Here is a 25374-nt window from a genome sequence, read left to right as displayed (position 1 = left end):
CCCACTTTGTATCGGGAGCTACTCCCCGATCAGCGTCAGCGTCACGCGTGAGGTGTAGTTGCCGGCCTTGGTTCCTGCCGGTGCCACCAGCTCGAGAGCCGCGTCAACGGTTGCACCGGTGTTGCTGCCCGAGGTGGAAGCCAGGGTCTGGGCAGATCCCAAGCCGGGGTTTCCTGCCGCAACGACGGCGCCCTCGACGATGGTTCCGGTCGGAGCCGAAACTGCTGGATCCCAGCCCAGCGCCGATCCCGGGAACGTACCTGCAGCGGCGGTGAAGCTCGAGGCCTTGCCATTCAGCGACCAACCGGTCGAGGCATTGCGGGTGTCGGTAACGGTGATGCTAGGCAGCGTGCCGGTGGCGCCGAATGTTCCGCCAGCCTGCTGGGTCGCATTGGTCAGCGACGTGCTGGTGGCTGCCACGGTCCACGAGAAGACCTCCGGCTCCGGCTCTACGACTGTCTCGGGGACCTTGACGTCGACGTCGACGTTCTTGTCGTCTCCCGTGACGGGCGGAACGACATCTTCAACAGTCCAGCCAACAGAAAGTGCCGTGGCGGCCTTGCGTGGATCGGCGGAGCCGCCGGTGGAGTACCAGTAGGCCTGGGTTCCGGTCTTGCCCTGGAATTCAACGAAGTCCTGCGGGAATGCGCCCCAGCTGGCTCCTGTGGTCACTTGGTTCGTGACGCTGGCAGGTACCGTGACGTTCTTGTATTCGGGCACCTTGACGAAACCGTCGGCATCCACTTCAACGCCGGTGAGGTTGGCCAGGGTGATCTTCTTCGGGGCAATGGCTTCCCAGACCTTGGAGTCTTCCATGGAAGCACCGTAGCCGCTTGCCGTTGCCGTCAGGGTTGCGCTTCCATCGGCGTTGACGGTCAGCTCGGGGTTGCTTGCGGACCAGTAGGTCAAACCGGTGTAGAACACCGAAGTGAAGGACCCGGTCCACTGGATGTGGGCGGTCTTGGCGGTGGTGTCCACGGTGCCAGTGCCCTTGGAGAGGATGACCTTGTTGTTGCTGACGTTCGTGGTGCCCGAGGGGCTGACCGGTGTCCCGGCGCCGGTCTGGCACTTGTTGGCCCAGTTGACGTCGATGGTGCTACCGTCCGGTCCGTCCTTGACGATCTTCACGTTGCCTTCGTTGGACTTGTAGAAACCGTCCGCTTCGGTCCAGGCGCGGCTGGAGCCGGAGTTCCCGGCCTTGCCCGCCGACAGGAAGTTGCAGGCGCCCGGCTGGTGTGCGCCGGCGCCGGATTCGAGGTTGAGCCCCCAGCTCAGCGTGACATCCGAGATGCTCTGTTCTGCCGCCTGGGCAGGGGTTGCAAATGCACCAAGTGCGAGTGCCAGACCGGCAACCGTGGCGGCTGCGAGTGATTTGCGTGTCGTGGGCGTTGCCCAACGGCGTGCGGACATGATTCCTCCGAGTGGTTGTTTGTAAGGTTAGGCTAACTTAACTTTCCAAAAAGTGCACAAATTACGGCATTTGGAACGTAGTCATTTAACTTAGTCTGTCTTTAGCTGTCGGATTTGGGTGTCGAGAACGGCAAGACGAACCATCCCCGGCGGAATCCAACCCAGCTAAGGGCGGTCAAGATCAGTAGCCCGGCGATCGACCACAGGAGCATTTCGCGGTGGTCCTTGGCCAGTTCGATGGCGCCCGGAATGAACGACCCGCCCAGCCAGTTCGCTGCACCGACCGCAGCCGTGGCCGCTGCCGCCAGAACGGTTCCGGCCGGGGGTGTTTCCACTACGGTGCCGCTGCCGACAACGGTTCCCTGGCCTGATCCGCCTCCGACAACCGATCCGTCGCCGCTTGATGAATTGTTGCCGGATTCGGAGCCGGTCCCGGACTGGTCGCCCATCCCGGCGTCGGTGCCACCGGGAACCTGAGGCTTCGTGGCGGGCGGGATGGTGGGCGCGATGGACGCATCGGGCGTATAGGCGGCATATATGGGCGAAGCGACCTTGCGGCCGTCGCCAGCACCTCCCGAGGAATACCAATACGCACCCTGCCCGGTTTCGGCTTGGAATCCAACGAAGTCGGCGGGGAATGAACCCCAGTTGGCACCGTCCCTGGCTTGAGGGATCTCGACCCCGTCAATGCGAACCTGCTTGTACGCGGGCTCGGCAACTATGCCCTTTTCGCCCAACTCGACGCTCGGCAGGGTGGCGAGAGTGATCTGTCGCGGGGCGAGCTTGGACCATTTGGTGGTGTCCAGGCGATCCGATCCATATCCGCTGAGGGTGGCGCTCAAGGTGCCCTTCCCATTGGCGACGGAAAGGACCGGGTCGGTGGCGGACCAATAGGTCAGTCCGCCGTACATCGCGACGGAGAAGGAACCCTTCCAATGGATTTCTGCAGTATTCCTGACCATGTCTATATCGCCAGTCCCGCCGTCAATCACCACCTGCGAACCCGTCCCTTGCTCGCCCGCGCTGGTTCCGACCTCCCGACCGCTGGCATCGAGGCACTTCTTGTCCCAGGAATCCATGACCCACGTGCCCGAACTACCGGGTTTTTCGATGCGGGTTTCCCCCGAACTCGCGGTGTAGAATCCGTCGGATTCGGTCCAGGGACGTGAAGACCCGGTATTGCCGGCGACGCCTGCCGACAGGAAATTGCAGCCGCCGAAGTGGGCGCCCGAGCTGGCTTCCTTGTTCAACCCCCAGCGGAATTGGGCATCCGTGACGGTGAATTTTTTGGGGTTCTCGGCGGTTTCCGGGATCTTGACATGTATGTCTATGGGGTGGGGCTGGTCCGCAGCCATTGCCGGGTTGGCTGCACCGATCGAGAACGGCGCCAGGAGCAGTGTTGCAGCGATGACGAATCCCGATGCCTTCAGGTATCTCATGCAGGCTCCTTTTCAAAAGGATCGTTGAGCAGCCCGATGGCATTGGTTGCCGGATCGGAGGCAGCGTCCGCGGCGTAGTGGGTGTCATCGGCCGCATGGGGGAGCGGCGTCGCTGGCTCCGCCACACCGGCGGTTGCGGCCCCACCCCTGGCGGGGGAGGCGCCGCGACCGCGGGATGCCGGACGACGCCGCTTCCTGGCTTTCGGACGCGGTTTGGCTGACTTGCTTCGCCGGGCCAACGCGGTGACCAAGGAGACCAGAACGACAAGGAATAGCAGTGACCCGGCCACGATCACCGCAATCAAGGCCCACTTCATGCCGTCCGTGGATCCTTGGGCGGGGGCTGCCAGTGTTGCCGGATTGGCCATCACGCTGAACTCCGCCTCGACATTTGTTCCGGAGCCAGCACCGGCCAGCTTCAGCTTGTGCGTGCCGGGAACCATGTCCGCGGGGATCTGCACGGCACCCGCCACTTCCCCGAAGGTCCCCGCGGTGATCGGGCCGGCCGCAGTGATGCCCGAGGCCAGCGTGCCGACGACCTGCTCGCCCGGGGCAAAGCCCTGGCCGGTGAAGGCCAGGGCCCGTCCGGCAACGACCGTTTTCTGTTCGATGCCCAGCGAAGGGTTGCCGCCGGCGACCGCCCGGGGTGCCGTTCCGGCCTGCGCGTCCTGGTTGGCGAGGACTTCGGTTCCCGAGGCGGTCCCGGGAGCGGAGGCATCCGAGTTCTGGCCCTGGGCCGCAGGGGTCGGGGTTGTGCCGCCCGAGGATCCCGCGCTGGTGCTTTGTTCAGTGGTGCCTTGGGGCGTTGATCCCTGGTTCGTGGTCGCGGCGCCGAAGCTGACGGGCGTGAACGACTCGTTGTTGCCGTTGGCCACGCCATGGGCGCCGAAGGTGAAGACGCCGCATTGCACCTTGCGGCAATCGATGGTGGTGCTTCCGCCGGAGGTTGTTTCGGCCCGGAACGTCGGGCCCGGAATGACCATCTTGAGCTTGAAGGCGCCGGAGGCCGAGAGCGTTCCGCCGTTGGCCGAGTCGGAAGTACTTGACCCGGGGAATGCCACGAAGCGTTGGTATCCCTGGTTGTTCTTCGACTGCGAGTCCGAGACGTAGAAGAAGTCGCGTCCGGACTTGCCGCCCTGGCTGGGGCGCCAGTTCCCGCTGTTCTTCACGTAGCCGAAGGCCACGTAGACGCCGCCAAAGGCCTTGGGAATCGACTGCAGGCCCGAACCCGCCACCGTGACGGTGGTGGGCCCGCCGGCTGAAGCCTTGGCGGTGCCCAGCGAGGAGACCACGCTGATACGAGGTGCTGCCTCGGCGGGCTGGGGGTTGAGCCCGATCAGTACCGGGCTCATGACCAGTGCCAGGGCGAGCGCCGACGCCCATGTCCGGCGGCCGGTGTGGCCGGAAATTCCGGTCTTCATACGAGTTCCTCCTGGGGCGCGCGTGTGTGGTTCAAATGGGGGCGAAGCGGCACCACGGCCAGCCCGCCCGAATCTGGGTGCTCGATGACTGCCACCGGGTGCCGGTAGACCTCTTCGAGCACGTCCGGCCTCAGCACCTCGCGCGGGGTCCCGGCCATCCGGATTCGTCCCGCGTGCAACAGCACGATCCGGTCCGCGTAGGCGGCGGCCAGTGACAGGTCGTGCAGCACCACCACCGCCGTGGCTCCGGCCGCGGCCCGCTCGCGCGTGCGGGTGAGCAGCAGTTCCTGGTAGCGGATGTCCATGGCGGCCGTCGGCTCGTCGAGCATGATGATCCGGGTTTCCTGGGCCAGCGCGCGGGCGAATGCCACACGCGCGCGTTCGCCGCCGGAGAGTGTCGGGACCACGCGCGGGGCCAGTGCCGTGCTTTCGGTGTTGCGCAGGGCCGCCTCGACAACCTGATCGTCCCGATCCTCCATCTCGCTGCCCACCCAGGGCGCGCGGCCCATGCGGACCACATCCCGTGCGGTGAAGGCGAAGGACACGTGGGCGTCCTGCATCTGGACCGAGCGCGCCTTGGCCAGGTCCTTGACGTTCCACTTCCCGAGCTCGAGGCCGTGCAGCGTGATGCTGCCCGAGTCCAGGTTGGCGTCCCCGCAGAGCGCTGCCAGCAACGTGGACTTGCCGGCCCCGTTGGGGCCGACCAGCGCCACGACCTCGCCCGCGTGGAGCTCCAGGTCGATGCCGTCGAGGATCGGCCGGCCGGCAAGTGACAGCCGTGCCGCGTGTGCCTGCATGACGGGTTCGCGGCTCATGACCAACCACCGGCCGTCCTGCGCGTGCGGCGGATCAGCCAGAAGAAGAAGGGCCCGCCCACCAGCGCGGTGAGCATGCCGATGGGCAGGTCCGCATTGGGAACCAGGGTGCGCGCCACCGTGTCCGCGATGAGCAGCAGCAACGCCCCGCCCAGGGCGCTGGCGGGCAGCAGCGTCCGGTGCCCGGGGCCCATGGCCATGCGCAGGATGTGCGGGACCACCAGCCCCACAAAGCCGATGATGCCGGCGAACGCCACGGCCGCGCTGGTCAGGATCGCCACCAGGACGATCACCTGCCGGCGCATCCGCTCGACGTCGACGCCCAGGTGCCGGGCCGGGCGCTCGCCGAGGGCGAGCAGGTCCAGTTTGCGGGTGAAGAGGAACGCCAGCCCGATGCCCGCCAGGATGATGGGTCCTGCCACCCAGACGTTCTCCCAACGGGTGCCGTTGAGCGAGCCGAGCTGCCAGAAAACGATCTCCTCGCGCGAGGAGTTGTCGCCCAGGAAGGTCATCAGGGCTATCACCGCGCCGCCCACGGCGTTGATGGCAACGCCGGTGAGCACCAGGGTGACGACCTCCGTGCGTCCGCCGGAGCGCGCTGTGGCGTAGACCAACGCCGTGGCGGCCAGGCCGCCGACGAACGCGCCGAAGGCAACGGTCCAGCTGCCCAGGAAGTTCAGCCCGAAGACGATCACGATGCAGGCGAAGGCCGCGGCCCCGGAGGAGACGCCGACGACGCCGGGTTCGGCCAGCGGGTTCCCGAAGACGCCCTGCATGAGCACGCCCGAGCAGGCCAGTGCCGCACCGATGGCGATGGCCATCACCACGCGCGGGAACCGGATCGCCCAGAGTGCGGATTCGGCGTGCGGGTGCGTCGGCAGCGTGCCCCAGTCCAGCCCGAGCCTGTGGGTAACGCTGGCAAAGACCTCGGCCGGGCTCAGGCTCATCTGGCCCGTTCCGGCGGAGACCAGGGCCGCAACGACCAGGGCCATGGCCAAGCCGGCGATCAACATTCCGGCCGTGAAACGCCGCCGGGGGTTGGACGCCGGAAGTGCGGAGGTCGTCGGCGTGGATGCGGTCGTAGCGGATGCAGTCGGGGCGGATTCCGCCCGGTGGCCGGGCTGCCCGTCCGGCAGCAGTAGCGGCAAGGCATGCGGGGCGCCCATGGCTACTTGCCTTCGGCTTCGGGGGCGTAGATGGCCACGGAAAGCGCTTCGAGGATGGCGGCTGAGTTCGGACCGAAGCTGAGCACGTCAGAGTCCGCCATGTCCACGATGCGCTGCTTGGACCCGGCCGGGGTGTGGGCGAGCGCCGGGACGCTGGCGAGGATGCCTTCGGCCCCGCCCGCTGATTCAAGGCCGCTTGTCATCATGATGACAAGGTCGGGCGCCGCCTCGATGAGTGCCTCGTCGGTCATGGGGCGCATGCCCTTCCATCCGATCTCGCTGGCGACGTCGACGCCGCCAAGGGAGGTGATCAGCGAGTCGGTGCCGGACCCCTCGCCGAAGAGGTAGTAGACCCCCGACTCTCCCCGCGCATACAGGAAAAGCATTCGCAGGCGGTCGGTGCCCTCGGGTGCGATCTCCGCGATCCGTGCGGTCATCGACGCGACCTGTTCGCCGGTGCGCTTGGCCAGTTCTGCTCCCTGCTCCGGCACGCCCAGTGCGTTGGCGATCTGCTTGATCATGTCCTGCGTGTTTTCCAGGCTGCGGTGCGAATCGACGACGAACACGGGGATGCCGGCCTCGCGCATCTGGAGCACAACGTCCCAGGGCCCGAGCGAGGAATCGGTGATGATCACGGTTGGCGCGAGTTCAAGGATGGCCTCGGCGTTCAGCTCGTGCCCGTTGTGGGTGACGAGCGGGAGGTCCTTGATTTCCTCGAAATCGGAGGACACGTCCCTGCCGACGACGTTGCCGCCCAGACCGAGGTCGTAGACGATGCGCGACGAGGTGCCGTAGAGGTCGATGGGCAGGATGCGGGATACATCGGTGACGGTAACCTCGGTGCCCTGCGCATCGGTGAGGGTCACTGGCAGGGCGGGTGCGGGGTTCTTCGCGACCGGATCCAGCGCTGGCCGGGACAAGAGTGCAGTCGAGGGTCCCACGTGGTTCTTGGGGTCCTCGAGAATGCTGGCGCTACCAAGCGCCTTGCCCTGACCGGCGGCAGCGGATTCCGGTGCGGCGGAGCAGCCGGCCAGCAGAACGGCCAACAGGGCCACGAGCGCAACCGCCTTGGGAGGCCGGCGGCTGAACAGCGTTGTACGCAATGTGTTTCCTTTGGAATGTCAACGAATCGAGCGGCATGGATTTCGGGGTCCGTTCGAACGGCATTCGTGACAATCCCCCAAGCGGCACCATGGTAATGCTCACCTAAGTTCAGGAGTCTAACTTAAAGCACGATACCGTGAGCAAATTGGACAAAATGGGGTCCGTTGTGAATGCCATTCACTGGTTGGTATATCGCGGAGCCCTGCGCGGGTCCGTGTCCTCTATTGCCGTTTCGACGCGCGGCGAAATATTTCAGCCGACCGCGCAGGAGGGCTTCTGCCCATGGGTGGCAGTGGTTCCGGCGAAATCCGGGCAGTTTTCTGATCGGTGGCGACGGGTCAATATATGTCAATGAACGGTGTTCGGTGGTCATTTAGGGCAGTTCTGGCTATCGTTATTGTCAATGTTGCGGTTAGGATAGCTTCAACTAAATGACAACTCTCAGGGGGATGCTGATGTCGAACGACGACGAGGTGCTGTTTTCCGCGCGGCTCAAGGAAGTAACCAAGGCCGACCACGACGAAGCCGAAGGCAGCGAGTTCATCACGACTCTGATGAACGGAACTCGTAGCTCGCGCGACTATGTCCTGTTGCTCTCGCAGTACACCTACATCTATGCGGCATTGGAAGTCGAGGTTCGGGCCCTGGCCGACGATCCGGACCTGGCCCCGATCTTCGACCTCCGGCTCGAGCGCTTGTCGCAGATCCGTGCGGACCTTGATGGCCTCCTGCCTGCCCACGGGTTCGCACAGGTGCCCGCGCCGCTCCCGGCGACCGAGGAGTACGTCCGGCACATTCGTGCTGCGGCCGAGGACCCGGCCAGGGTCGTGGCCCACCACTATCTGCGCTACCTGGGCGATTTGTCCGGTGGCCAGATCATCGGCCGGCTTGTCGAGCGCCACTACGGCATTGCCCAGGACGATCTCAGCATGTGGCGCTTCGAGGGGATCGACAAGCACAAGCCATACAAGGACGAATACCGCGCGAAGCTCGATGCCTATGCGGTGACACCCGAGCGGGCTTCCTCCCTGCTCGAAGAAGCGGCGAAGGGATTCACGCTTAACAAGGCGCTGTTCAGGGACTTGCTCACCCAGTCACAGCAGTCGGCATTGGTGCCGGCATAGCAAAAGCCGGCGGATTCCAGTTCGGCCGGTGAAAAGCGCGGATCCGCGAGGCTTGGTAACGCCTCGCGGAACCGCGCTTTTGCATGTCCTCAGGCGGCGTCGGATGCCCACAGGTGCACCATGGCGTAGGACCTGTAAGGGGCCCATGCCGCTGACAGCCGGGCGGCCTCGCGCTCCGTGACGCGGTTCAGTGCCCGGCGGACCACCAGGTCCCCGGGTACGAATGCGTCGGGATCGCTCCGCCCGCGCATCTGCAGGTAGTCGGCCGTCCACGGGCCCACCCCGCGCAGGGCGAGCAGTTCGCCGCGGTCCAGCGGGAACCGCCCCGGGGCGGAAAAGCCCTTCGCGGCAAAGCTTTCCGCCATGCCGAAGAGGGTTGCAGCGCGGGCCCGGGTCAGGCCGATCGCCTCGCGCAGCGCCTCCAGGCCGCCGGCCATCACGTCGTGGGGCCGCGGGAACTCATGGAGGCCTTCCGGGGATTCGCGGCCGTAGGCCGCGACAAACCGGCCGCCGAAGGTGCGTCCCGCGGCCAGCGAGACCTGCTGCCCCAGGATGGTGGTTGCCGCAGCCTCGAACCCGTTGAGGTAGCCGACCGAGCGCAGCCACGGCCTGGCATCCACCAGCGGGGCAAGCAGGTCGTCGTGGGCGAAGGCCTCCTGCACGGGTGCAAGGTCGGTGTCCAGGTCCAACCAGGCCCGCGTGATGCGGGCAAGTTCCTCTGCATCGTCGGTTTCAGGGTGTTCGATTGCGACGCCGTCCGCGGAGAATTCCAGGGTTGTCGCGCAGGGTCCGGAGGACAACGGGACAAGTCGCGTGTGCCGGGTGTGTGCCGGCTCGTGGATGTCCAGGCCGGGGATGGAATGGATTCCCAGCACGTGCATCATGTGCCCCGGGTCCAGTTTCCCGTTGGCCTCGAGGAACTGCCGCGTCACGCGTCCCAGACCCCCGAGGTGCCCCGGCGGTGGCTCTGCACCAGATGCGTGTCGACGATCCCGAGTGCCTCCATGAGCGCGTACATGGTTGTGGGCCCCACGAACGAAAAGCCGCGCTTCTTCAGCGCCTTGGACAGCGCAAGCGATTCCGGGCTGGTGGTCGGGATCTCGGCCATGGTGCGCGGGGCGGGGGTCTGCGCGGGCTTGAACGACCAGACGAATTTCGCCAGGCCGCCGTCCTGGCGCAACTCGATGGTGGCCTTGGCGTTCTTGATGGTGGCAAGGATCTTGGCCCGGTTCCGGATGATCCCGGCGTTGCCGAGCAAGTCCTCGACCTTGTCCTCGCCAAAGCCCTGGATGACGTCGGGGTCGAAGCCATCGAACGCCTCGCGGAAGTTCTCCCGCTTGCGCAGGATCGTGGCCCACGACAGCCCGGACTGGAATGCCTCGAGGCTCAGACGCTCAAAGACGCCGTGCTCGTCGCGCACCGGCATGCCCCATTCGGTGTCGTAGTAATTGCGCATCATCGGGTCGGTCGCGGCCCAGGCCGGACGAGCGAGCTGGTCTTCACCGATGACATTCCCCGTATCCATGTTCCCATCCTGCCATGTGTTCCGTGCAGCTGGCCTTATCGCCAGATAGCGCTATCATCGTAATATGACGATGATAGTTCGAGCGGACCACACGGGCAGCGAAACCGTGGAGACCCACGTTGCGGCCGCCGCCTTGTTCCACGGCCTGGCCGACCCGACGCGCCTGATGATCCTGGCCCACCTGCGCACCGGGGAGCACAAGGTCAAGGACCTCACCGAGCACCTGGGGCTCGCCCAAAGCACAGTCAGCGCCCACCTGTCCTGCCTGCGCGACTGCGGGCTTGTCACCTCACGCGCGGTGGGCCGTTCCAGCATGTTTTCGCTGGCCGACCCCGCACTGCTGGGCACCCTGCTGGGCGAGGCGCAAAACTACATCGGCCGCGGCTCCGCACCGGGGCTGGATGCCCATGACTTCAGCGAGGTGCACGGGGTGCCGCGCGACGGAGGGACGGGAACAGCATGAGCCACGACCACGACCACGGCACCGCGACCACCAACAGGACAAAGCTTGCCTGGGCCTTCGGGATCACCTTCACCATCCTGATCGCCGAAGTCGTCGGCGCGATCGTCACCAACTCGCTGGCGTTGCTCGTCGATGCGGCACACATGCTCACCGATGCGACGGGCCTGCTGCTGGCACTCACCGCCGCCACGCTTGTCATGCGCAAGCCAACCGCCAAGCGGACCTGGGGGTTCCGCCGCGCCGAGGTCCTCTCCGCGACGCTGCAGTCCGCCCTGTTGCTCGGCGTCGGCGTCTACGCCTTCATCGACGGCATCCGTCGCCTCTTCGAGCCGGCGGAGGTAGCGGCCGGGGGCCTGCTGGTCTTCGGCATCATCGGCCTGGTGGGCAACATCGCCTCGATGCTGATCCTGGCCTCGGGCAAGGACGACAACCTGAACATGCGTGCCGCCTTCCTTGAGGTGCTCAACGACGCGCTTGGCTCGGTCGCAGTGATCGTCTCGGCGATCATCATTTCCACCACGGGTTGGATGCAGGCCGACTCCATCGCCGCGATGCTCATCTCCGGGCTGATCATTCCGCGCGCGCTGAAGCTGCTGGGGGAGACCACGCACATCCTGCTCGAATCGACACCCAAGGGCCTTGACCTCGAGGATGTCCGGGCGCACCTCGCGGCCCACCCGATGGTGCTCGCGGTCCACGACCTGCATGCCAGCCAGATCGCCTCCAACCTGCCGATCCTCACCGCCCACGTGGTGGTGGAGGACGAGGCCTTCCGCAACGGCGCCGCCGCAACCCTGCTGGGCGAACTGCAGTCCTGCGTGGCCGAGCACTTCGAGGTCAGCATCGAGCATTCGACATTCCAGATCGAGGCCCACAGCCACCAGACCCCGGAGCACGAGGGGCACGACTGACGGGCGCACGCGCCGCATGGGCCCGGACCGCGGCCCCTGGCCGGGTTTTCCGGCGGCGCAACTACCTGGCGCGGATAGCCCGGAGAACCAGCGGCAGGCCAACCATGAGGAGAACCCAGGCCAGGACGCCCCAGACCAGGGCATCCCCGATGAACGCCATCCAGTCGTAGTCGGTGGGCAGCGGTTCCAGCCCGCTCCTGCCGTCGAGCCTCAACGCCACGTCCTGGGGGTACCTGGCGTAGGCGGATGCCGAGTGGTCCTGGGTGATCCACGAAAACGGGAACCCGAACCTTACTGACGCCAGCTCCGCCTCGGAGCGGACCTCCACCCTCTGGGCAATGGAAATCCACCAGCCCACCACGCCGCCGACGGCCATCGCGCCGAGCAACCCCACCACGTGGTTCGGCTTTGGGGTTTTCGCCGTCTTGGTGGTCGGGTTCGGGTGGGGAGGCAGCATGGTCCAAGCCTAGGTGTGCGGCAGGCGTCGAACCACTAGGGCCCACCTGAAGTGCCCGGAAATCCGCCGGTGAGGTTTCGCGACACTCGCGGATCGTTCCGGCACGGCTGTCCCTAGGTGCGCACCCCGGGATGCGTATCCCTCGCTGGCTTCGGCGCGGATCTCCCCGCCAGCAGGGTGCCCAGGCATGCGGCCAGGAAACCGCCCGCGGTGTTCGTGATGACATCGGTGATGTCCGCGGCCCGGTTGTTTTCGAGCAGCAACTGGGTCGCCTCGATGCCGACGGAGATCCCCAGCGCCAGAAGCGTGGTCTTGGCGACCGCGCGGCGTCGCCAGCAAAACGCGAGTACCAGGGCCATCGGGGCAAAGAGCCCGAGGTTGGCGGCAAGCTCTGCCCCGAGGTCGCGTTCCCCGTGGGCCAGGAAGGGAACCCAGTTGAACGTCCCGGACGGGATCGACGGATCGGGGAGCGGGGCCGCCGGGAGCACCGCGAGTGCCAGTCCTGCCGCCCACAACGGCAGGACGATGGCGGCGAGCGCACGGATGCGCGCCCTGTCGCCCCTGCGGTGCAACGCCGTCAGGACCGCCAGCAGCACGGCGCAGGCCACGAGGCCGAGCAGGACCAGGAGGGCAGCGAAGGACGGGGTGAAATACGGCATGGCTGCACGAGCCTACCCCGGCCTCCTGTGAACGAGCTGCCTCATACCCGGGTATGAGCCGCACGGAGCCCAAGTAGGGCCCTGCGGATGATCCGGAAGCATGCGGCAGCAACATAACGTGTTGTTATGACCATTACTGCACCTCATACCAGCACCGATATCGCTGTCCACGCCACCGCGCTGAGCAAGATCTACGGCGAGGGCTCCACCCGCGTCGAGGCCCTGCGCGGCGTCGACGTTTCCTTCGCCCGCGGACGCTTCACCGCCATCATGGGCCCCTCGGGCTCCGGCAAGTCCACCCTGATGCACTGCCTTGCCGGCCTCGACGAGGCAAGCGGCGGCCAGATCTTCATCGGAGGCACCGATATCTCCAAGCTGAATGACGATGCACTGACCAAGATGCGCCGCGAGAAGGTCGGCTTCGTCTTCCAGTCCTTCAACCTCGTCCCGACGCTGACCGCCGAGGCCAACATCCTGCTTCCGCTGGCACTGGCCGGCAAGAAGCACGATGCCGCCTGGCTGGAAACCATCGTGGCCACGCTGGGCCTGAAGGACCGCATGAACCACAAGCCGCACGAACTTTCCGGCGGCCAGCAGCAGCGCGTGGCCGTGGCCCGCGCCCTGCTCACCCGCCCCGAGGTCGTCTTCGGCGACGAACCGACCGGCAACCTGGACTCCCGCACCGGGGCCGAGGTGCTCTCGCTGCTGCGCTCCTCGACCCGGGAAATGGGCCAGACCATCATCATGGTCACCCACGACGCGGTCGCCGCTTCCTACGCGGACACCGTGCTGCTGATGAAGGACGGCCAGCTCGTCGGGCAGTTGGAAGACCCCACCGTTGAATCGGTGACCCAGGCACTTTCCGGTTTGGGAGCTTAAGTTGATCCAGCTAGCCCTCGCAAACCTCAAGGCGTATTCACGCCGGTTCATCGCGGTGATCCTCGCGGTCATGGTCGGCACCGCGTTCCTCGCTGCGACCCTCATGGTCAACGCCTCGGCAACCGAGTCCCTGAAAAACAGCATCGGGTCGGCCTACTCAAAGGCGGACCTCGTGGTCAGCGGCGACATGTCGGCGGCCTACGAGAACAACGGCGACGCCACGAGCGAGTCGTACACGATCACCGGCAAGACCCTTGACGCCATCGAAAAGACCCCGGGGGTCGCCGCGGCCCACGGGATCCAGTCCGCCGGCGCCAGCGTCCACGCGGGCGCCAAGCGCTACTACGCCGTCGTCAGCACCCCTGCCGCCGATGCTTCGCTGAACACCACCACACTGGCCAGCGGGGCCATGCCCGCCACCAGCGACCAGGTCGCCGTGGACTCCGTGTACGCCAAGGAATACAACATCTCGGTCGGCGACACCGTGGAGATCTCGGACGGTTCCGAGGGCGCCGCAGGCCGGCACGTCATTGTCAGCGGCATTACCGCGTCCTCCAACGACCCGATGAGCGGCTCCGTCATGAACCTGTCGGTGACCCCCGACCTGCTCAAGACCCTCCGGGGGGACCAGCCCGCCGAGTACAACCAGGTCACAGTCCGCGCCGAGGATCCCGCGGCCCTTGCCTCGCTGAAGTCCTCCCTGGACACCGCCGTCGAGGGATCGGGCGTCACGCACTTCACCGTCATGACCCCCGACGAGCGCATCGTCGCCGACGTTGCGGCATTCTCCGGCGGCAACGACCAGCTCACCATCGTGCTCCTGGTCTTCGCGCTGATCGCCCTGGTGGTCACCGGGCTCGTTGTCATGAACACCTTCTCGGTGCTGGTTGCCCAGCGCACCCGGGAACTGGCGCTGATGCGCACCCTCGGTGCCGTACGCTCCCAGATCCGCGCCTCGGTGCTCGTCGAGGCCCTGATCGTCGGGTTGCTGGCCTCCGCCGCCGGCGTCCTGCTCGCCACAGGCATCATGTCGCTGCTGATCAAGATCCTTGCGGCAAACGTCTCCGGGATGTCCTTCGCGACCCTCGCGGTTCCGCCGCTGGCTGTCGTGGGCACCATCGCCGCGGGCACGCTCATCACCCTGATCGCCGCATGGGTCCCGGCCCGCAAGGCAATGTCCGTTGCGCCGCTCGCCGCACTGCGCCCGGCCGACGACGTGTCGCTGGCCAACACCTCCGGCAAGGTCCGCATCGTCTTAGGCCTGCTTCTGCTTGCCGCGGGCACCGCACTGCTGGTCTTCGGCGCGGCCAAGGGCGAGCTGCTGATCGCCTTCGGCGGCGGCCTGCTCTCCTTCCCGGGCATCCTCATGCTTGGCTCGCTCTTCCTGCCCAAGAGCGTCGCGCTTATCGGCAAGCTGACCTCCGGCGGAACCGTCCCCGGCAAGCTGGCCAGCCTCAACGCCGTCCGCAACCCGGGACGCACCACCGCCACGGCCACGGCGCTGCTCATCGGTGTGACGCTGGTTTCCATGATGATGGTCGGCGCGCAGACCGCAAAGTCCTCTTTGGGCGATGCCCTGGGCGGCGAGTACCTGGTGGACATGGAGGTCAGCAACGGCACCCTTGACACGCTGACGCCGGCGAACCTCGGCAAGGCCCGGGAACTGGACGGCGTGAAGTCCGCCGCCCTGCTGACCCAGGTGGGCCAGGACGAGAACGGGCAACCGGTTTACGCCATGGATTCCGCTGAGCTGGCCTCGGTGCTCAACACCGACCGGCAGATGCCCAAGGCAGGCGAGGTCCTGGTGGCCAGCTACTGGGAGGGCAAGACCGCCAAGGCCACGGGCACGGACGGCACCAAGGGCGAGCTGAAGCTGCTGGTCAGCGACGCCAACATGATCGACTCGGTCATGACCTGGGAAACCGCCTCCAGCGTGCTGGGTGCCTCGGAGGGCAAGGCCCCGGCCAAGACCACGGCCAAGCTGTGGCTCAAGGTCGATGACTCGCTGAACGGCGCGGAGCTGCGCACCCTGGCCACGGACCTGGCCTCCACGCTGGGTGTCGACGAATACGCGGTGGGCGGCGGTGTCATGGAGAAGCAGATGTTCAACCAGGTCATCGACATGCTGCTGCTGATCGTTTCCGGCCTGCTGGCCGTGGCGGTGTTCATCGCGCTGATCGGCGTGGCAAACACGTTGAGCCTCTCGGTGCTTGAGCGCACCCGCGAGAACTCCTTGCTGCGGGCCCTGGGCCTGACCCGGGGGCAGCTGCGCGGCATGCTGGCCACCGAAGCCGTACTGATCGGCGGCGTCGCGGCGCTGCTCGGCGTGCTGATCGGCACAGCCTACGGCCTGCTGGGCGCGCAGTCGGTGATGGCGTCCTTCGGCTCCATGGTTGTCTCCATCCCGTGGCTCCAGCTGGCCGGCGTCATTGCCATCAGCGTCGTGGCAGCCCTGGCCGCATCGATTGTCCCGGCACGCCGTGCCGCCAAGCTGGCCCCCGTTCAGGGGCTCGCCAGCGAGTAGCGGCCACACAACAGAACGGGGGGCAAACCGGCGAAAGCTGGATTGCCCCCCGTTCTTTTGGCCCCGGGGCGCCTGGAACCCTAGCCATCGAGCACAGTGGTCCGCCTCGGTGCGAGTTTCCCGTTGCTGGCCAGGATGCCGAGGACGAGGATCAAGCCGCCCACCGGTTGATGCCAATGGAGCGATTCCCCAAGCACCAGGATGCCGAGGCCCACGCCCACCAGCGGCGTCAGGTAGGTGACGGTCGATGCCGCCGGGGCGCCCCAGGCGCGGACCACCATGGTGTTCCAGATGTAGGCGATGCCCGTGCCCAGCACACCGAGGGCGAGCAGGGAAGACACCACGGGAAGCGTCCAAGCGACGGGGGTCAGGCCCACGAACGGCGTGGCAACCACCATCATGGCCGCTGCCATGGACACCTGCATGGCAGCCATGGTGGGGGCATCGTAGGGGTGGCCGGTGACGAATTTCCGGATGTAGGCGAATGCCAGCCCGTAGCAGCACGTGGCAGCCAGGCAGGCCAACTGGGCGGGGAGGGAAATTCCACCGAACTCATCGCTGCCGAACCTCCATGGTCCAACGATGACCACTACTCCCACGGCGCCCAATGCGATGCCTGCGGTCTTGGTGCGTGTCATTCGTTCGGAGGGGATCATCAGGGACGTTGCAGCCAACGTCATGATGGGTGTGGCGGCGTTGTAGATGCTTGACAGGCCGGACGGCACGAACTGCCCTGCCCAGGCGAAAAGCAGGAAGGGCGCCACGCAGAGCAACAGCGCGACAACTGCCATGTGCGACCACAGTCGGCGCTCCCGCGGCCATTTCCTGCCTGTGGCTGCCATGATGGCCAACAACGCCAGCGCTCCGAGCACCAACCGACCCAGCACCACCTCAAAGGGCGACATGGCTTCCACCGAAACCTTGATGAAAAGGAAGCTGGCTCCCCAGACGAGGGCAAGGGCCAAATAGACTGCGACGACGACGCCGCTCCCGGCCGAATCGGTGCGCTTCATGGTTCTCTCCGTGTTGTCGATGCCAAGTAGGCGGGTCGGTGGCCGTTCAGGGTTCGGCCGCGTGCCCCTTCGAATCCGGGAATGGGCTGAACGAAGACCATTGTCCACGGGCAAGTCCGGTGGTAGCCAGGGCTGAAAGGTTCGCCCAGTTTCGGAAACGGCACTTTCAGTGCTTTCGCTATGCTTCGTGCTCCAGTGCGAGCAGGACCTTTTTGGCGTCCAGCCCGCCGAGGTATCCTCCCAGCGAACCGTCGCTGCGCAGCACCCTGTGGCAGGGCACCAGGATCGGCAGCGGGTTGGTCGCGCACGCGGTTCCGACGGCACGAACCGCTGCCGGCCGTCCGGTAAGCGCCGCCATCTCCTTGTAGCTGGCGGTGTGCCCGTAGCCGATGCGCGGCAGCGCCAGCTGGACCTCAAGCCGGTAGCCGCTGGACAGCCGGTGGTCCAGACCCAGCTCGAACCCGGTACGGGAGTGGGCGAAGTACTCGTCCAGCTGGGTCGCTGCGGCATCCAGAGGGGCGCGGCGGTGCAGCACCCGCACCCCGACCTTCTCCGCCAGGGAGCCGAGCACCGCATCGAAGCCCTCCGAATCGAAGGCCACCCGCACGATCCCACGCTCGGTCGCCGCCAGCAGCAGCTGCCCGACCGGTGAATCCACCAGCCGGTAGGAAACATCGATCAGGCCTTCGGCGGCGGCGCGCTCGGCCAGGTTTTCCTTCAGCATGTCGATTTCGTGCATGGCAAGTTCGCTCATCGTTCTTCCTCCGAAACATCCAGTAGTTTGCGCAGGGACTTGATGCCGTCGGCCGCGGCCCGGCGCAGCGAGGCGGCACTGCCGCCCATGAACCCGGGGATCTCCGCGTAGGGGAAGCCGAGCAGGTAGTGGTAGCCGATGACCTTGCGCTGCAGCTCGGTGAGCGAGCCCAGCGCGTCCCACAGCCCGGCATGATCGAACAACCCGTCCGGACCGAAACCATCGGGGGCGGCTTCCTGCTCCGGCACGGAATCCACGGGGACCGGGTGCCGGGCACGCAGCGAATCGATGGCCTTGCGCCGGGCGATGGTGATCAGCCAGGCCTGCACGTTGGCTCCGGGTTCGAGCCCCGGGTAGGCGCGCAGGGCCGCGAGGAAAGTTTCGCTCCACGCGTCCTGCGCGTCGGGTCCCGGGCGCAGCAGCGCCGTGCACATGCGCAGTACCGCCGGCCCGTGCTCTCGCACCACCAGCTCGAAGGGCGGGTTCGTTTTCATCTCCACACCATGTAAACGCACCCGGCCCCCGATGTGTGAGGTGCCGGGTGCGTTTCTTGCCAGAGTTTTCTTGTCAGCGAAGCTTGATGGTGGTGGCCACGGCGGGGGAGCGGCCCGACTCCACGAAGCCCGAGACGTTGGAGCCCGGGTGCTTGATGATGTCGGTGACCGAGCCCAGGTGCCGGGAGAGGTCGATCTTGTCCTCCGGGGCGGCAAGCAGCAGCTGGAACCCGAACTCCTGCAGTGCGTTGATGCCGGCTGCCGCGTACTCGGAGTTCGCCTGGATGAACGCCTCGTCGATCATCACGGTGCCGTAGGCGGTGAAGCCCGCTGTCGCGAAGCCCAGCTGGTAGGCCAGGGCCGCGCCCATGATGAAGGAGGTGAAGCGCTGTCCCTCGCCGCCGGAGAGCGTGCCCGGTTCCAGGCCGGTCTCCAGCTCGCCGTTGGGCTTGTGCTCGTTGCAGCTGATGGTCACGTGCTGGCGCACGTCCAGTACCGTGTCGCGCCAGGCGGCCCGTGATGGGTCGTCCAGCGAGTCGACAAGGTACTCGAGCGCCTTGTAGCTTTCGCTCAGTGTGGCGGCGCCGCGCGAGGAGTACGCCCCGGCCAGCGCGTCCTTGAGCGCCTGGCGGAAGGCCCGGGCCTCGTCGGGGACAGTGGTCTTGACCTCGAGCGCCAGCTTGGAGCCGTGCTCGAAGGGGACGTCGGCAAGGATCTGGTTCAGCGGGGAGATGCGCTCGGCGATCTGCCGGCGTTCCTCCTCCAACAGCTGGAGAAGGTCGGAGAAACGCTCGTAGGAGCGGTTGGAGAAGTACTCGCGGAACTCTTCCTCGTGCTGCGGCAGCCCCTCCTCGATGATGCCCTGGTGCAGGGCCACGTAGTGCTCGGCGGCCTCGATACCGGTGCCGAAGCTGACGGCTGCGGAGTTGCCGAACTCGCGGGCGAAGGCCTTGAAGGTGTCCTTCAGGGCGGCCTCCAGGGTGAAGGTCTCGCGCTTGAGGTCGGCGCCGGACTCGGAGAGGGCCAGGGCGAGCGCGTTCAGCGCGGCCTCCAGCTCCGAGGTGCCCACGGGCTGGCGCTGTTCCAGTCGGGTGACCAGCGGGGCCAGCTGCTCGCTGGCGGCCAGCATGTCGCTGGCCCATTCCTCGGTGGCCGAGTCGCGGACCTTCGCAGCGCGCAGCGCCGCAGCGGCCTTCTCCAGGCTGCGCTCCAACGTGCCGGCCTCGGCGCGGGCCACGGCCAGGGTCCCGACGCATTCCTCGAGCTCCGCACGGGCTGCCTCCAGGGCGCGGCGCACCGGGGAAAGGTCCCCGGAGGTGGAAAGGGCCTCTGCCATGCGGGCCTCGAGGTCCTGCAGGGTGGCCAGTGCGCCGGCGGCGTCGAGCGAGGCGAAGCTGCGCTCGTCCTCCGACAGCGTGCCCAGCAGCGCCAGCTTGGCGGCCAGCTGGTCCTTGGCCGCCGAACGGTCGTTGGCGATGTCCTCGATGCGGGCCAGCTCCCCGACCAGCGCGGCGAGCTTGGCTTCCAGCTCGGAGATCTTCTCCGCGTTGGTGAAGCCGAGCAGGTAGTCGGAGGCGGCGACGGCGCGGGTGTCGCGCTCGAAGCTGCCGGCACCGGTCTTGATGGTGCCGGCCAGCGAGATCGCCTTGTCGTGGATGTGCAGCCCGGCGTCGGAATCGACACAGGCCAGCGGGTAGTCCGCGGCGATCTTCGCGCGCAGCCAGGTTCCGGCGTCAGAGTGCTTGAAGTCGAGCTTGCCGACCAGGTCGCCCGGTCCCGGGGTGGCGTCGCGCGGGGTCTTGGAAATGTCGTTCCAGCGGATGCGCCCGAGCCCGGAAAGCGAGTCGATGGCGTGGGTGACGGCCTTGAGGTCCTCGCCGCGCACCAGGATGGTGGTGGCCAGGGAACGCAGCGCCTTTTCCGCGGCGGGGCGCCAGGCCCCGTGGGCGGGGGAGAGGTCGATGAGCTCGCCGGCGAACGGCAGGTCCTCGACGCCCAGCTTGGTGGCCGCGGCGATGGCGCGGCGGGCGGCGATCGAGCGGTCGTCGATGTTGGAGCCGCGCTTGGCGTAGGAGTCGATCTGCAGCTTGAGCTTGGAAATCCTGTCCTTCAGGTTCATCACGTTCGCCATGGCCTCGTACTCCATGGTGCGTGCGTCCTTGGCGATCGCGGAGAGGTTCTCCGCGCTCACCGCGGCCTGCCGGCGCATGGCCTGCAGGCCGGAGGACGTGAAGGTGAAGCCCAGGCCCGCGGCTTCGAAGTCCGAACGCAGCGTGCGCAGCACGGCCTCGCGTTCGGCCAGCGTCTTGCGGGCGGCCTCGGCCTCCCGCTCCAGGGCCGCCAGGCCGGCGCCGCCGCCGGCCTCCAGCTGTTCGTTCAGGGAGGTGACCTTGGTTTCCAGCACGGCCTTGCGGGCCGTGGTTTCCTCGATCAGTGCGGTGTTCTTCTCCAGCGCCGCGCCCAGTTGCTCGGTCTCGCTCTGCAGAGCGCGGGTGGCCAGCTGCGCGCCGAAGGCCGGCAGCTGCGTGCTGACGAGGGTGTTGAGCTTGGCCAGTTCCTTGCTGAGTTCCTCGTGGCGCAGCTTCTGCTCCGGCACGTTGGCCAGGGCGTCGCGCTGGGCGCGGGCCTCCTCCAGCTGGCGGTGGATGCCGCGCAGGTGGGAGAAGTCCTCGATGGCCCCGGCGGCGGCCTTCATGGTGGTGGGGATTTCCAGCACCTCGTAGCGGAAGAACTGGTTCACGCCCTTGTCCAGGCCCTTGCCGTTCTGCAGCGTGCGCAGCAGCGAGAACGCCTTGTCGTTGTCGATGCCCAGGCGGCGGCGGAACTTCTCGGCGAACGCGCGGTGCACGTCGAAGGCCTCGAAGCCGGGCAGCGACTTCTGCAGCGAGGACGGGGTGAAGCGGCGGGCGCCGTGCTGCTCCAGGGCGGCGGTGTCCAGCACGCGGTCGCCCATGACGTAGTGCTTGCCGACCTGGCCCTCGAGCCCGTTGGCCGGCAGGTCGAAGATCGCGCCGATGCAGACGTTGGAGCCCAGCCCGTCCTCGTAGACCAGGGCGATGGCGCTCCAGCTGGCGCCGGGGCGCTGGTAGAGGGTGCCGGCCTCGGTCTTGAAACGGCGTCCGCGCATGTAGGAGTAGGTGGTGCGCCGGTCCTTGCGGGTGGAGGCCTCGTGCGCGGATTCGTTGAGCCGCGGGGCCGCGTAGAAGATGTGCCCGATGCCGTCGAAAAGGGTCGACTTGCCCACGCCGGGGTGGCCGGTGAGCAGGGTTCCGGCACGGTCCACATACAGGGTGTGGCGGCCGTGGAAGGTGCCCCAGTTGATGACCTGGATCTGGGTCAGCCTGTGCTGCCCGGCATTCAGGGCGTCGGAGAGCGGCAGGGTCATTTCGATGCTCATGCGTCGTCGGTCTCCAATTCAAGTTCTTCGGTGTCGTCCGCGCCCACGCGCTCGATCGCGGCTATGTAGTCCGGGATTTCCTCGATGGTGGCGAAGGGCAGGGCCAGCGCGAGCGCGCCGGAGACCTTGTACTCGTCGGCCAGCTCGGTGGGCAGGATCAGCTTGAGGCTCAGCAGGCGGGCCAGCGCCGCGTCGGTGGTTTCCTCGAGCTTCTTGTCGTCGGTGTCCCCGGGGGCGCGGTGCTCGAGCAGGATCTCGCGGGCGGCATCGCGGGTGACCACCGCGTCGGTGCCGGAGCCGGCATGGCGTTCGAGCAGCAGGCGCAGGCGCAGCGCCAGCAGCGTCTCCTCGCGCTTGAGCGCACGGCGCGGGGCGATGGCCGTGGTGTGGGCGGCCTCGACGTCCACGGGGCTCAATAGCGCAATCTTGCGCGAGGCGTCGACCTCCAGGACCAGGAAGATCTCGGCGACGTAGGCGGAGATCTCCGCACGGCGGTCAAGGACCAGCTGCCAGAGCCGCGGTTCGGCGACGCCGTCGAGGTAGGGGCCGCGCAGCAGGCGGACCAGGAGCTGGCGCAGCTGCAGCTCGAAGGACCCGGTGTCGCCCTCGAAGAGACGGCGTTCGGCTGCGGCGCCGGAGGGCAGTTGCGTACTCATGCTGGATCCTTCGTGAAGCTGATGGACGGCACCAGTGCCGTGCGGGTGGAGCCGTCGACCTGGGTGAACGTGATTTCCTCGAAGACCGTTTCATCCGGGTCCGCGTCATTGAGGCGGGCCGCCTCGATGAGGTAGCGGATGGTGTTCAGGTGCCTGTGCCGGTCCTCGAGCGTCTCGTAGGCCTCGGTGAGCGAGACGGTGCCGCCGGAGGTCTTGCGCGCGGCCGAGACGGCGAGGTTCAGGGCCGGGACGTCGGGGGCCGGGGTGCTCGGGTTGCGGCGGATGTCCGCGACCGAGAGCTCCGGGGGCGCGGCAAGTTTGGGCGGGGCCACGTGCTCGTCAGGGTCGTAGATGCCCAGCCCCGAGATCGAGGTGAAGCGCGGGCTGTAGAGCTTGATCGGGGCGACGAGCGTGCGCGAATGCAGGGCCCGCGAGGACGCCACGGCGAGTTCGGCGGCGCGCACGGCCTCGCGCAGCACCGCGGCCTCCTTGAATTCCTCGGACTGCACGTAGGCGTGCAGGGATTCGGAGAGCCGGCCGTAGGACTGGTGGACCTCCGATGCCTGGCGGCGCAGCTCGCGCAGCAGGTTCGCCAGGGTGTGGCGCTCCTGCGCGTCGAGGGAATCGACGAAGTCGCGCTCGAGCACCTCGTTGACGGCCTCGCGGAAGCGCACCTGCGCCTCCGGGGAGTTCAGGAACTCGGTGAAGCCGCGGAAGGTCTCGCCCTGCGGGGTGCTGCGCAGCTGCTTGTCGCCCTCGAGCACCGCGCCGATCGCGACGCCCTTGACGGAGGAGGACTCCATGATTTCCCCGCGCAGCGCGTGTAGCATTTCCTGGACGCCGTCGCGCATGCGCTTGAAGTCGGCGGGCAGGCCGGAGGCCATGTCCAGCACCGAACGCGTTGCCGCCAGCGCGCCCTCCTTGGGCAGCACCGCGGGGGAGGTGCCGTCGCGCAGCGCAGCGATCTTTTCCTGGCGCTGGGCGATCTCCGCCTCCAGGGCGCGGATGCGGGCAGCAGGGTCCGGGTCGGTCTCGTGCGCCAGGGATTCGAGGGACACCAGCAGCGTGTTCAGGCGCGAGGAGTTCAGGTTGGTGCGGTCCCCGGAGAAGTCCGCGAGGAACTTGAGTACGCGCGCGGTCTGCGCCGTGGGTTCGTAGACGAAGTGCCCGTCGACCAGGGGCCTGGCCAGGAACTGGTTCTTCACCCAGGCATCGGCGTACTGCGCGGCCGTCATGGTGTCGTTGAAGCCGGGGTCCTCGGAGCGCACGACCTTCAGGAACGCCTCGAGCGAGGCCTGGAAGACCTCGAGGCCGATCCGCGGCTTCGCGCTGGTGAATTCTGCACGCAGGAAGGCAACTGCCCACGGGGCGGTGGAGAGCAACTTCCAGGCCGCCGAGGACCTGAATTGTTGCGTCTGACTCCACAGCGGGCTCGCCTGGTGGGTAGGTCGCATCACGGTCCTTTTGCGGGGGGTTGAACCCAATAATCCTAGTCCATCGGCGCGCCGGTTTAAGGTTCGCGTCCCGGTGGGTAGGGTCGGTGGTACCGATCCAGCAACCAACACGCGGCACCGTGCCGCGGGGAGGAAACGGGAGAAGATGCTCCAACGTACACGTTTGGCCGCTGCCCTTGCGGCGGCCTCGGCACTCGTTCTCGCCGGCTGCACGCCGGCACCGCAGGAAGTGCCAGCACCCAGCCAGCAGTCCCCGAACCCCACCAACCCCACGCCCGCCCCGGCCTCCCACACGCCGGCGCCGCCATCCCCGGAAGCCACGGGGGAAAAGGTTCCGCCCGCGGAGGCCGATCCCGTCGGGAAGGCCGGGGCGCTGGCTGCCGGCTACGACTACGCCGCCGCGGCCAAGGCCCTGGCCGGCGTCGACGGCCCGGAAGCCGGGAAGGCGCGGGCCGAGATCGGCAAGGCCAAGTCCCGGACCGTGGTGTGGGAAGACAACTCGAAGATCTCCCACCTCTTCTTCCATTCTCTGGTGGTGGACCCCAAGCGCGCCTTCGACGGCGACAACCGCCAGCAGGGGTACCTGGACTACATGGTGACGATGTCCGAGTTCAACAAGATCATCGCCGAGCTGCACCGGCGCGGCTTCGTGCTGGTGAACCCGTCGGACATCGCCGGCGTGGACGAGAACGGGAAGATGGCCTACCGCAAGATCCACCTTCCCGAGGGCAAGACACCGATAGTGATCTCCCAGGACGACGTCAGCTACTACGAGTACATGGACGGGGACGGTTTCCCGTCCAAGCTGTTGCTTGATGAAAAGGGCCAAGTCAAAAACGAATACACGGATGCCGACGGCACGAAGTCCATCGGTGCCTACGACATGGTCCCGCTCATCGACGCCTACGTGGCCAAGCACCCGGACTTCTCTTACCGCGGGTCCAAGGGCATCGTCGCGTTGACCGGTTACAACGGGGTGCTGGGCTACCGCACCTCCCAGAGCGAATACCCCAAGAGCAAGACCATGGCCCGGGACACCGAAACCGCCAGGCAGGTGGCCGACGCCATGAAGGCCAACGGCTGGGTGTTCGCCTCACACTCCTGGGGACACATCGACATGGGCAAGAGCCCCATGCCGCGCTTCACCCGGGACCTGAAACGGTGGGACGCGGAGGTCCGCCCGATCACCGGGGACACCGACCAGCTCATCTACCCCTTCGGCGCCGACATTGCCCGCGTGGAGAGGTACGGGGGGCCGAGGTACGAGGCGCTCAGGAAGGACGGGTTCGATTTCTTCTACGGGGTCGACGGCACCACCACCTCCTGGATGCAGAAGGGCGAGGGCTACCTGCGCCAGGCCCGCATCAACCTGGACGGGCTGCAGTTCGCGAAGGAACTGCGGGGCGACCGCCCGGTGCTGAAGCCGTTCTTCGACGTGGAGAAGGTCATCGATCCGGCACGGCCCAAGTAGGTCCGGCCGGCCCGCCGGGACCTGCTGTTTTCCGGGATCCCGAACCACGGGATGCCATCCGTCGACCGTCGGACGAGGCCGTCTTCGATGAATGGGCCAGCGCCGGAAAACCAGCGTCAGCAATTTCCGGCCGTCCATGTCGGCTCGCGGAAGCCATGGAAAGACCGGGGTGCGAGGGCACTGGCTTCACCAAGGACTTGTCACCCGCACCGGCTGCTGGGTTCGGCGATCTTTCGAA

22 protein-coding genes are annotated in these 25374 nt (G+C 67.0%); 6 read left to right on the top strand and 16 right to left on the bottom strand.

All coding sequences use genetic code 11. The annotated features are described in order from the left end of the window. Window positions 1-18 precede the first annotated feature (18 nt). The 6 genes from ACSYDW_RS10360 to ACSYDW_RS10335 all read right to left on the bottom strand — a co-directional run bounded on the left by ACSYDW_RS10360 (window position 19) and on the right by ACSYDW_RS10335 (window position 7354). Window positions 19-1410, bottom strand: coding sequence for a hypothetical protein (locus ACSYDW_RS10360; protein WP_438338649.1), 1392 nt, complete (start codon window positions 1408-1410; stop codon window positions 19-21). Window positions 1411-1511: 101 nt separating this feature from the next. Then, window positions 1512-2849 (bottom strand): hypothetical protein, encoded by a 1338-nt coding sequence (locus tag ACSYDW_RS10355; protein ID WP_438338648.1) that lies wholly within the window; start codon window positions 2847-2849, stop codon window positions 1512-1514. Then, a complete protein-coding gene (locus tag ACSYDW_RS10350; RefSeq protein ID WP_438338647.1) occupies window positions 2846-4270 on the bottom strand; it encodes a hypothetical protein in 1425 nt (474 codons plus the stop codon). Before ACSYDW_RS10350 ends, ACSYDW_RS10355 begins: the two co-directional genes overlap by 4 nt. Next, window positions 4267-5085, bottom strand: coding sequence for a heme ABC transporter ATP-binding protein (locus ACSYDW_RS10345; RefSeq protein WP_438338646.1), 819 nt, complete (start codon window positions 5083-5085; stop codon window positions 4267-4269). The genes ACSYDW_RS10350 and ACSYDW_RS10345 overlap by 4 nt, the downstream gene beginning before the upstream one ends. Then, window positions 5082-6251 (bottom strand): FecCD family ABC transporter permease, encoded by a 1170-nt coding sequence (locus ACSYDW_RS10340; protein ID WP_438338645.1) that lies wholly within the window; start codon window positions 6249-6251, stop codon window positions 5082-5084. Before ACSYDW_RS10340 ends, ACSYDW_RS10345 begins: the two co-directional genes overlap by 4 nt. 2 nt (window positions 6252-6253) lie before the next feature. After that, the gene (locus ACSYDW_RS10335) at window positions 6254-7354 is read right to left on the bottom strand and encodes a heme/hemin ABC transporter substrate-binding protein (RefSeq protein WP_438338644.1); all 1101 of its coding nucleotides are present in this window, start codon (window positions 7352-7354) and stop codon (window positions 6254-6256) included. A 432-nt stretch (window positions 7355-7786) separates the two neighbouring features. Here ACSYDW_RS10335 and ACSYDW_RS10330 point away from each other — a divergent pair, with 432 nt between their 5' ends. Further along, on the top strand, window positions 7787-8479 hold the full coding sequence (locus tag ACSYDW_RS10330) for a biliverdin-producing heme oxygenase (RefSeq protein ID WP_438338643.1): 693 nt from the start codon (window positions 7787-7789) through the stop codon (window positions 8477-8479). Between the two features lie 89 nt (window positions 8480-8568). On the opposite strand, the gene ACSYDW_RS10325 is transcribed toward ACSYDW_RS10330, so the two are convergent. Together ACSYDW_RS10325 and ACSYDW_RS10320 are read right to left on the bottom strand one after the other, a co-directional pair. Beyond that, on the bottom strand, window positions 8569-9411 hold the full coding sequence (locus tag ACSYDW_RS10325) for a DNA-3-methyladenine glycosylase family protein (protein ID WP_438338642.1): 843 nt from the start codon (window positions 9409-9411) through the stop codon (window positions 8569-8571). Then, the gene (locus ACSYDW_RS10320) at window positions 9408-10004 is read right to left on the bottom strand and encodes a DNA-3-methyladenine glycosylase I (protein WP_438338641.1); all 597 of its coding nucleotides are present in this window, start codon (window positions 10002-10004) and stop codon (window positions 9408-9410) included. The genes ACSYDW_RS10325 and ACSYDW_RS10320 overlap by 4 nt, the downstream gene beginning before the upstream one ends. A gap of 64 nt (window positions 10005-10068) precedes the next feature. On the opposite strand from ACSYDW_RS10320, the gene ACSYDW_RS10315 reads away from it, so the two are divergent. Both ACSYDW_RS10315 and ACSYDW_RS10310 read left to right on the top strand, forming a co-directional pair. Beyond that, window positions 10069-10467 (top strand): ArsR/SmtB family transcription factor, encoded by a 399-nt coding sequence (locus ACSYDW_RS10315; protein WP_438338640.1) that lies wholly within the window; start codon window positions 10069-10071, stop codon window positions 10465-10467. After that, window positions 10464-11378, top strand: a complete 915-nt coding sequence (locus ACSYDW_RS10310; RefSeq protein WP_438338639.1) for a cation diffusion facilitator family transporter — start codon at window positions 10464-10466, stop codon at window positions 11376-11378. Before ACSYDW_RS10315 ends, ACSYDW_RS10310 begins: the two co-directional genes overlap by 4 nt. A gap of 61 nt (window positions 11379-11439) precedes the next feature. On the opposite strand, the gene ACSYDW_RS10305 is transcribed toward ACSYDW_RS10310, so the two are convergent. Continuing rightward, on the bottom strand, window positions 11440-11835 hold the full coding sequence (locus ACSYDW_RS10305; RefSeq protein WP_438338638.1) for a hypothetical protein: 396 nt from the start codon (window positions 11833-11835) through the stop codon (window positions 11440-11442). A 113-nt stretch (window positions 11836-11948) separates the two neighbouring features. Then, a complete protein-coding gene (locus ACSYDW_RS10300) occupies window positions 11949-12494 on the bottom strand; it encodes a VanZ family protein (RefSeq protein ID WP_438338637.1) in 546 nt (181 codons plus the stop codon). 126 nt (window positions 12495-12620) lie between these two features. Here ACSYDW_RS10300 and ACSYDW_RS10295 point away from each other — a divergent pair, with 126 nt between their 5' ends. Further along, on the top strand, window positions 12621-13373 hold the full coding sequence (locus ACSYDW_RS10295) for an ABC transporter ATP-binding protein (RefSeq protein WP_438338636.1): 753 nt from the start codon (window positions 12621-12623) through the stop codon (window positions 13371-13373). Between the two features lies 1 nt (window position 13374). Beyond that, complete coding sequence (locus tag ACSYDW_RS10290) at window positions 13375-15897, top strand: ABC transporter permease (RefSeq protein WP_438338635.1); 2523 nt, start codon at window positions 13375-13377, stop codon at window positions 15895-15897. Between the two features lie 80 nt (window positions 15898-15977). On the opposite strand, the gene ACSYDW_RS10285 is transcribed toward ACSYDW_RS10290, so the two are convergent. The 6 genes from ACSYDW_RS10285 to ACSYDW_RS10260 form a co-directional block, all read right to left on the bottom strand. Continuing rightward, complete coding sequence (locus ACSYDW_RS10285) at window positions 15978-16910, bottom strand: DMT family transporter (protein WP_438338634.1); 933 nt, start codon at window positions 16908-16910, stop codon at window positions 15978-15980. A 178-nt stretch (window positions 16911-17088) separates the two neighbouring features. Next, window positions 17089-17664, bottom strand: coding sequence for a methylated-DNA--[protein]-cysteine S-methyltransferase (locus ACSYDW_RS10280; RefSeq protein ID WP_438338633.1), 576 nt, complete (start codon window positions 17662-17664; stop codon window positions 17089-17091). Then, the gene (locus ACSYDW_RS10275; protein ID WP_438338632.1) at window positions 17661-18158 is read right to left on the bottom strand and encodes an RNA polymerase sigma factor; all 498 of its coding nucleotides are present in this window, start codon (window positions 18156-18158) and stop codon (window positions 17661-17663) included. Before ACSYDW_RS10275 ends, ACSYDW_RS10280 begins: the two co-directional genes overlap by 4 nt. Before the next feature lie 73 nt (window positions 18159-18231). Further along, the gene (locus ACSYDW_RS10270; RefSeq protein WP_438338631.1) at window positions 18232-21555 is read right to left on the bottom strand and encodes an ATP-binding protein; all 3324 of its coding nucleotides are present in this window, start codon (window positions 21553-21555) and stop codon (window positions 18232-18234) included. Beyond that, a complete protein-coding gene (locus tag ACSYDW_RS10265; RefSeq protein ID WP_438338630.1) occupies window positions 21552-22211 on the bottom strand; it encodes a DUF4194 domain-containing protein in 660 nt (219 codons plus the stop codon). The genes ACSYDW_RS10270 and ACSYDW_RS10265 overlap by 4 nt, the downstream gene beginning before the upstream one ends. Further along, complete coding sequence (locus ACSYDW_RS10260) at window positions 22208-23665, bottom strand: DUF3375 domain-containing protein (protein WP_438338629.1); 1458 nt, start codon at window positions 23663-23665, stop codon at window positions 22208-22210. Before ACSYDW_RS10260 ends, ACSYDW_RS10265 begins: the two co-directional genes overlap by 4 nt. A 145-nt stretch (window positions 23666-23810) precedes the next feature. On the opposite strand from ACSYDW_RS10260, the gene ACSYDW_RS10255 reads away from it, so the two are divergent. Further along, window positions 23811-25136, top strand: a complete 1326-nt coding sequence (locus ACSYDW_RS10255; RefSeq protein ID WP_438338628.1) for a polysaccharide deacetylase family protein — start codon at window positions 23811-23813, stop codon at window positions 25134-25136. Window positions 25137-25374 lie beyond the last annotated feature (238 nt).

The organism is Paeniglutamicibacter selenitireducens, assembly GCF_051550675.1.
Taxonomy (GTDB): domain Bacteria; phylum Actinomycetota; class Actinomycetes; order Actinomycetales; family Micrococcaceae; genus Paeniglutamicibacter.
The sequence above is the reverse complement of the archived record's forward strand: the minus strand, read 5'-3'. Positions and strand labels throughout refer to the sequence as shown.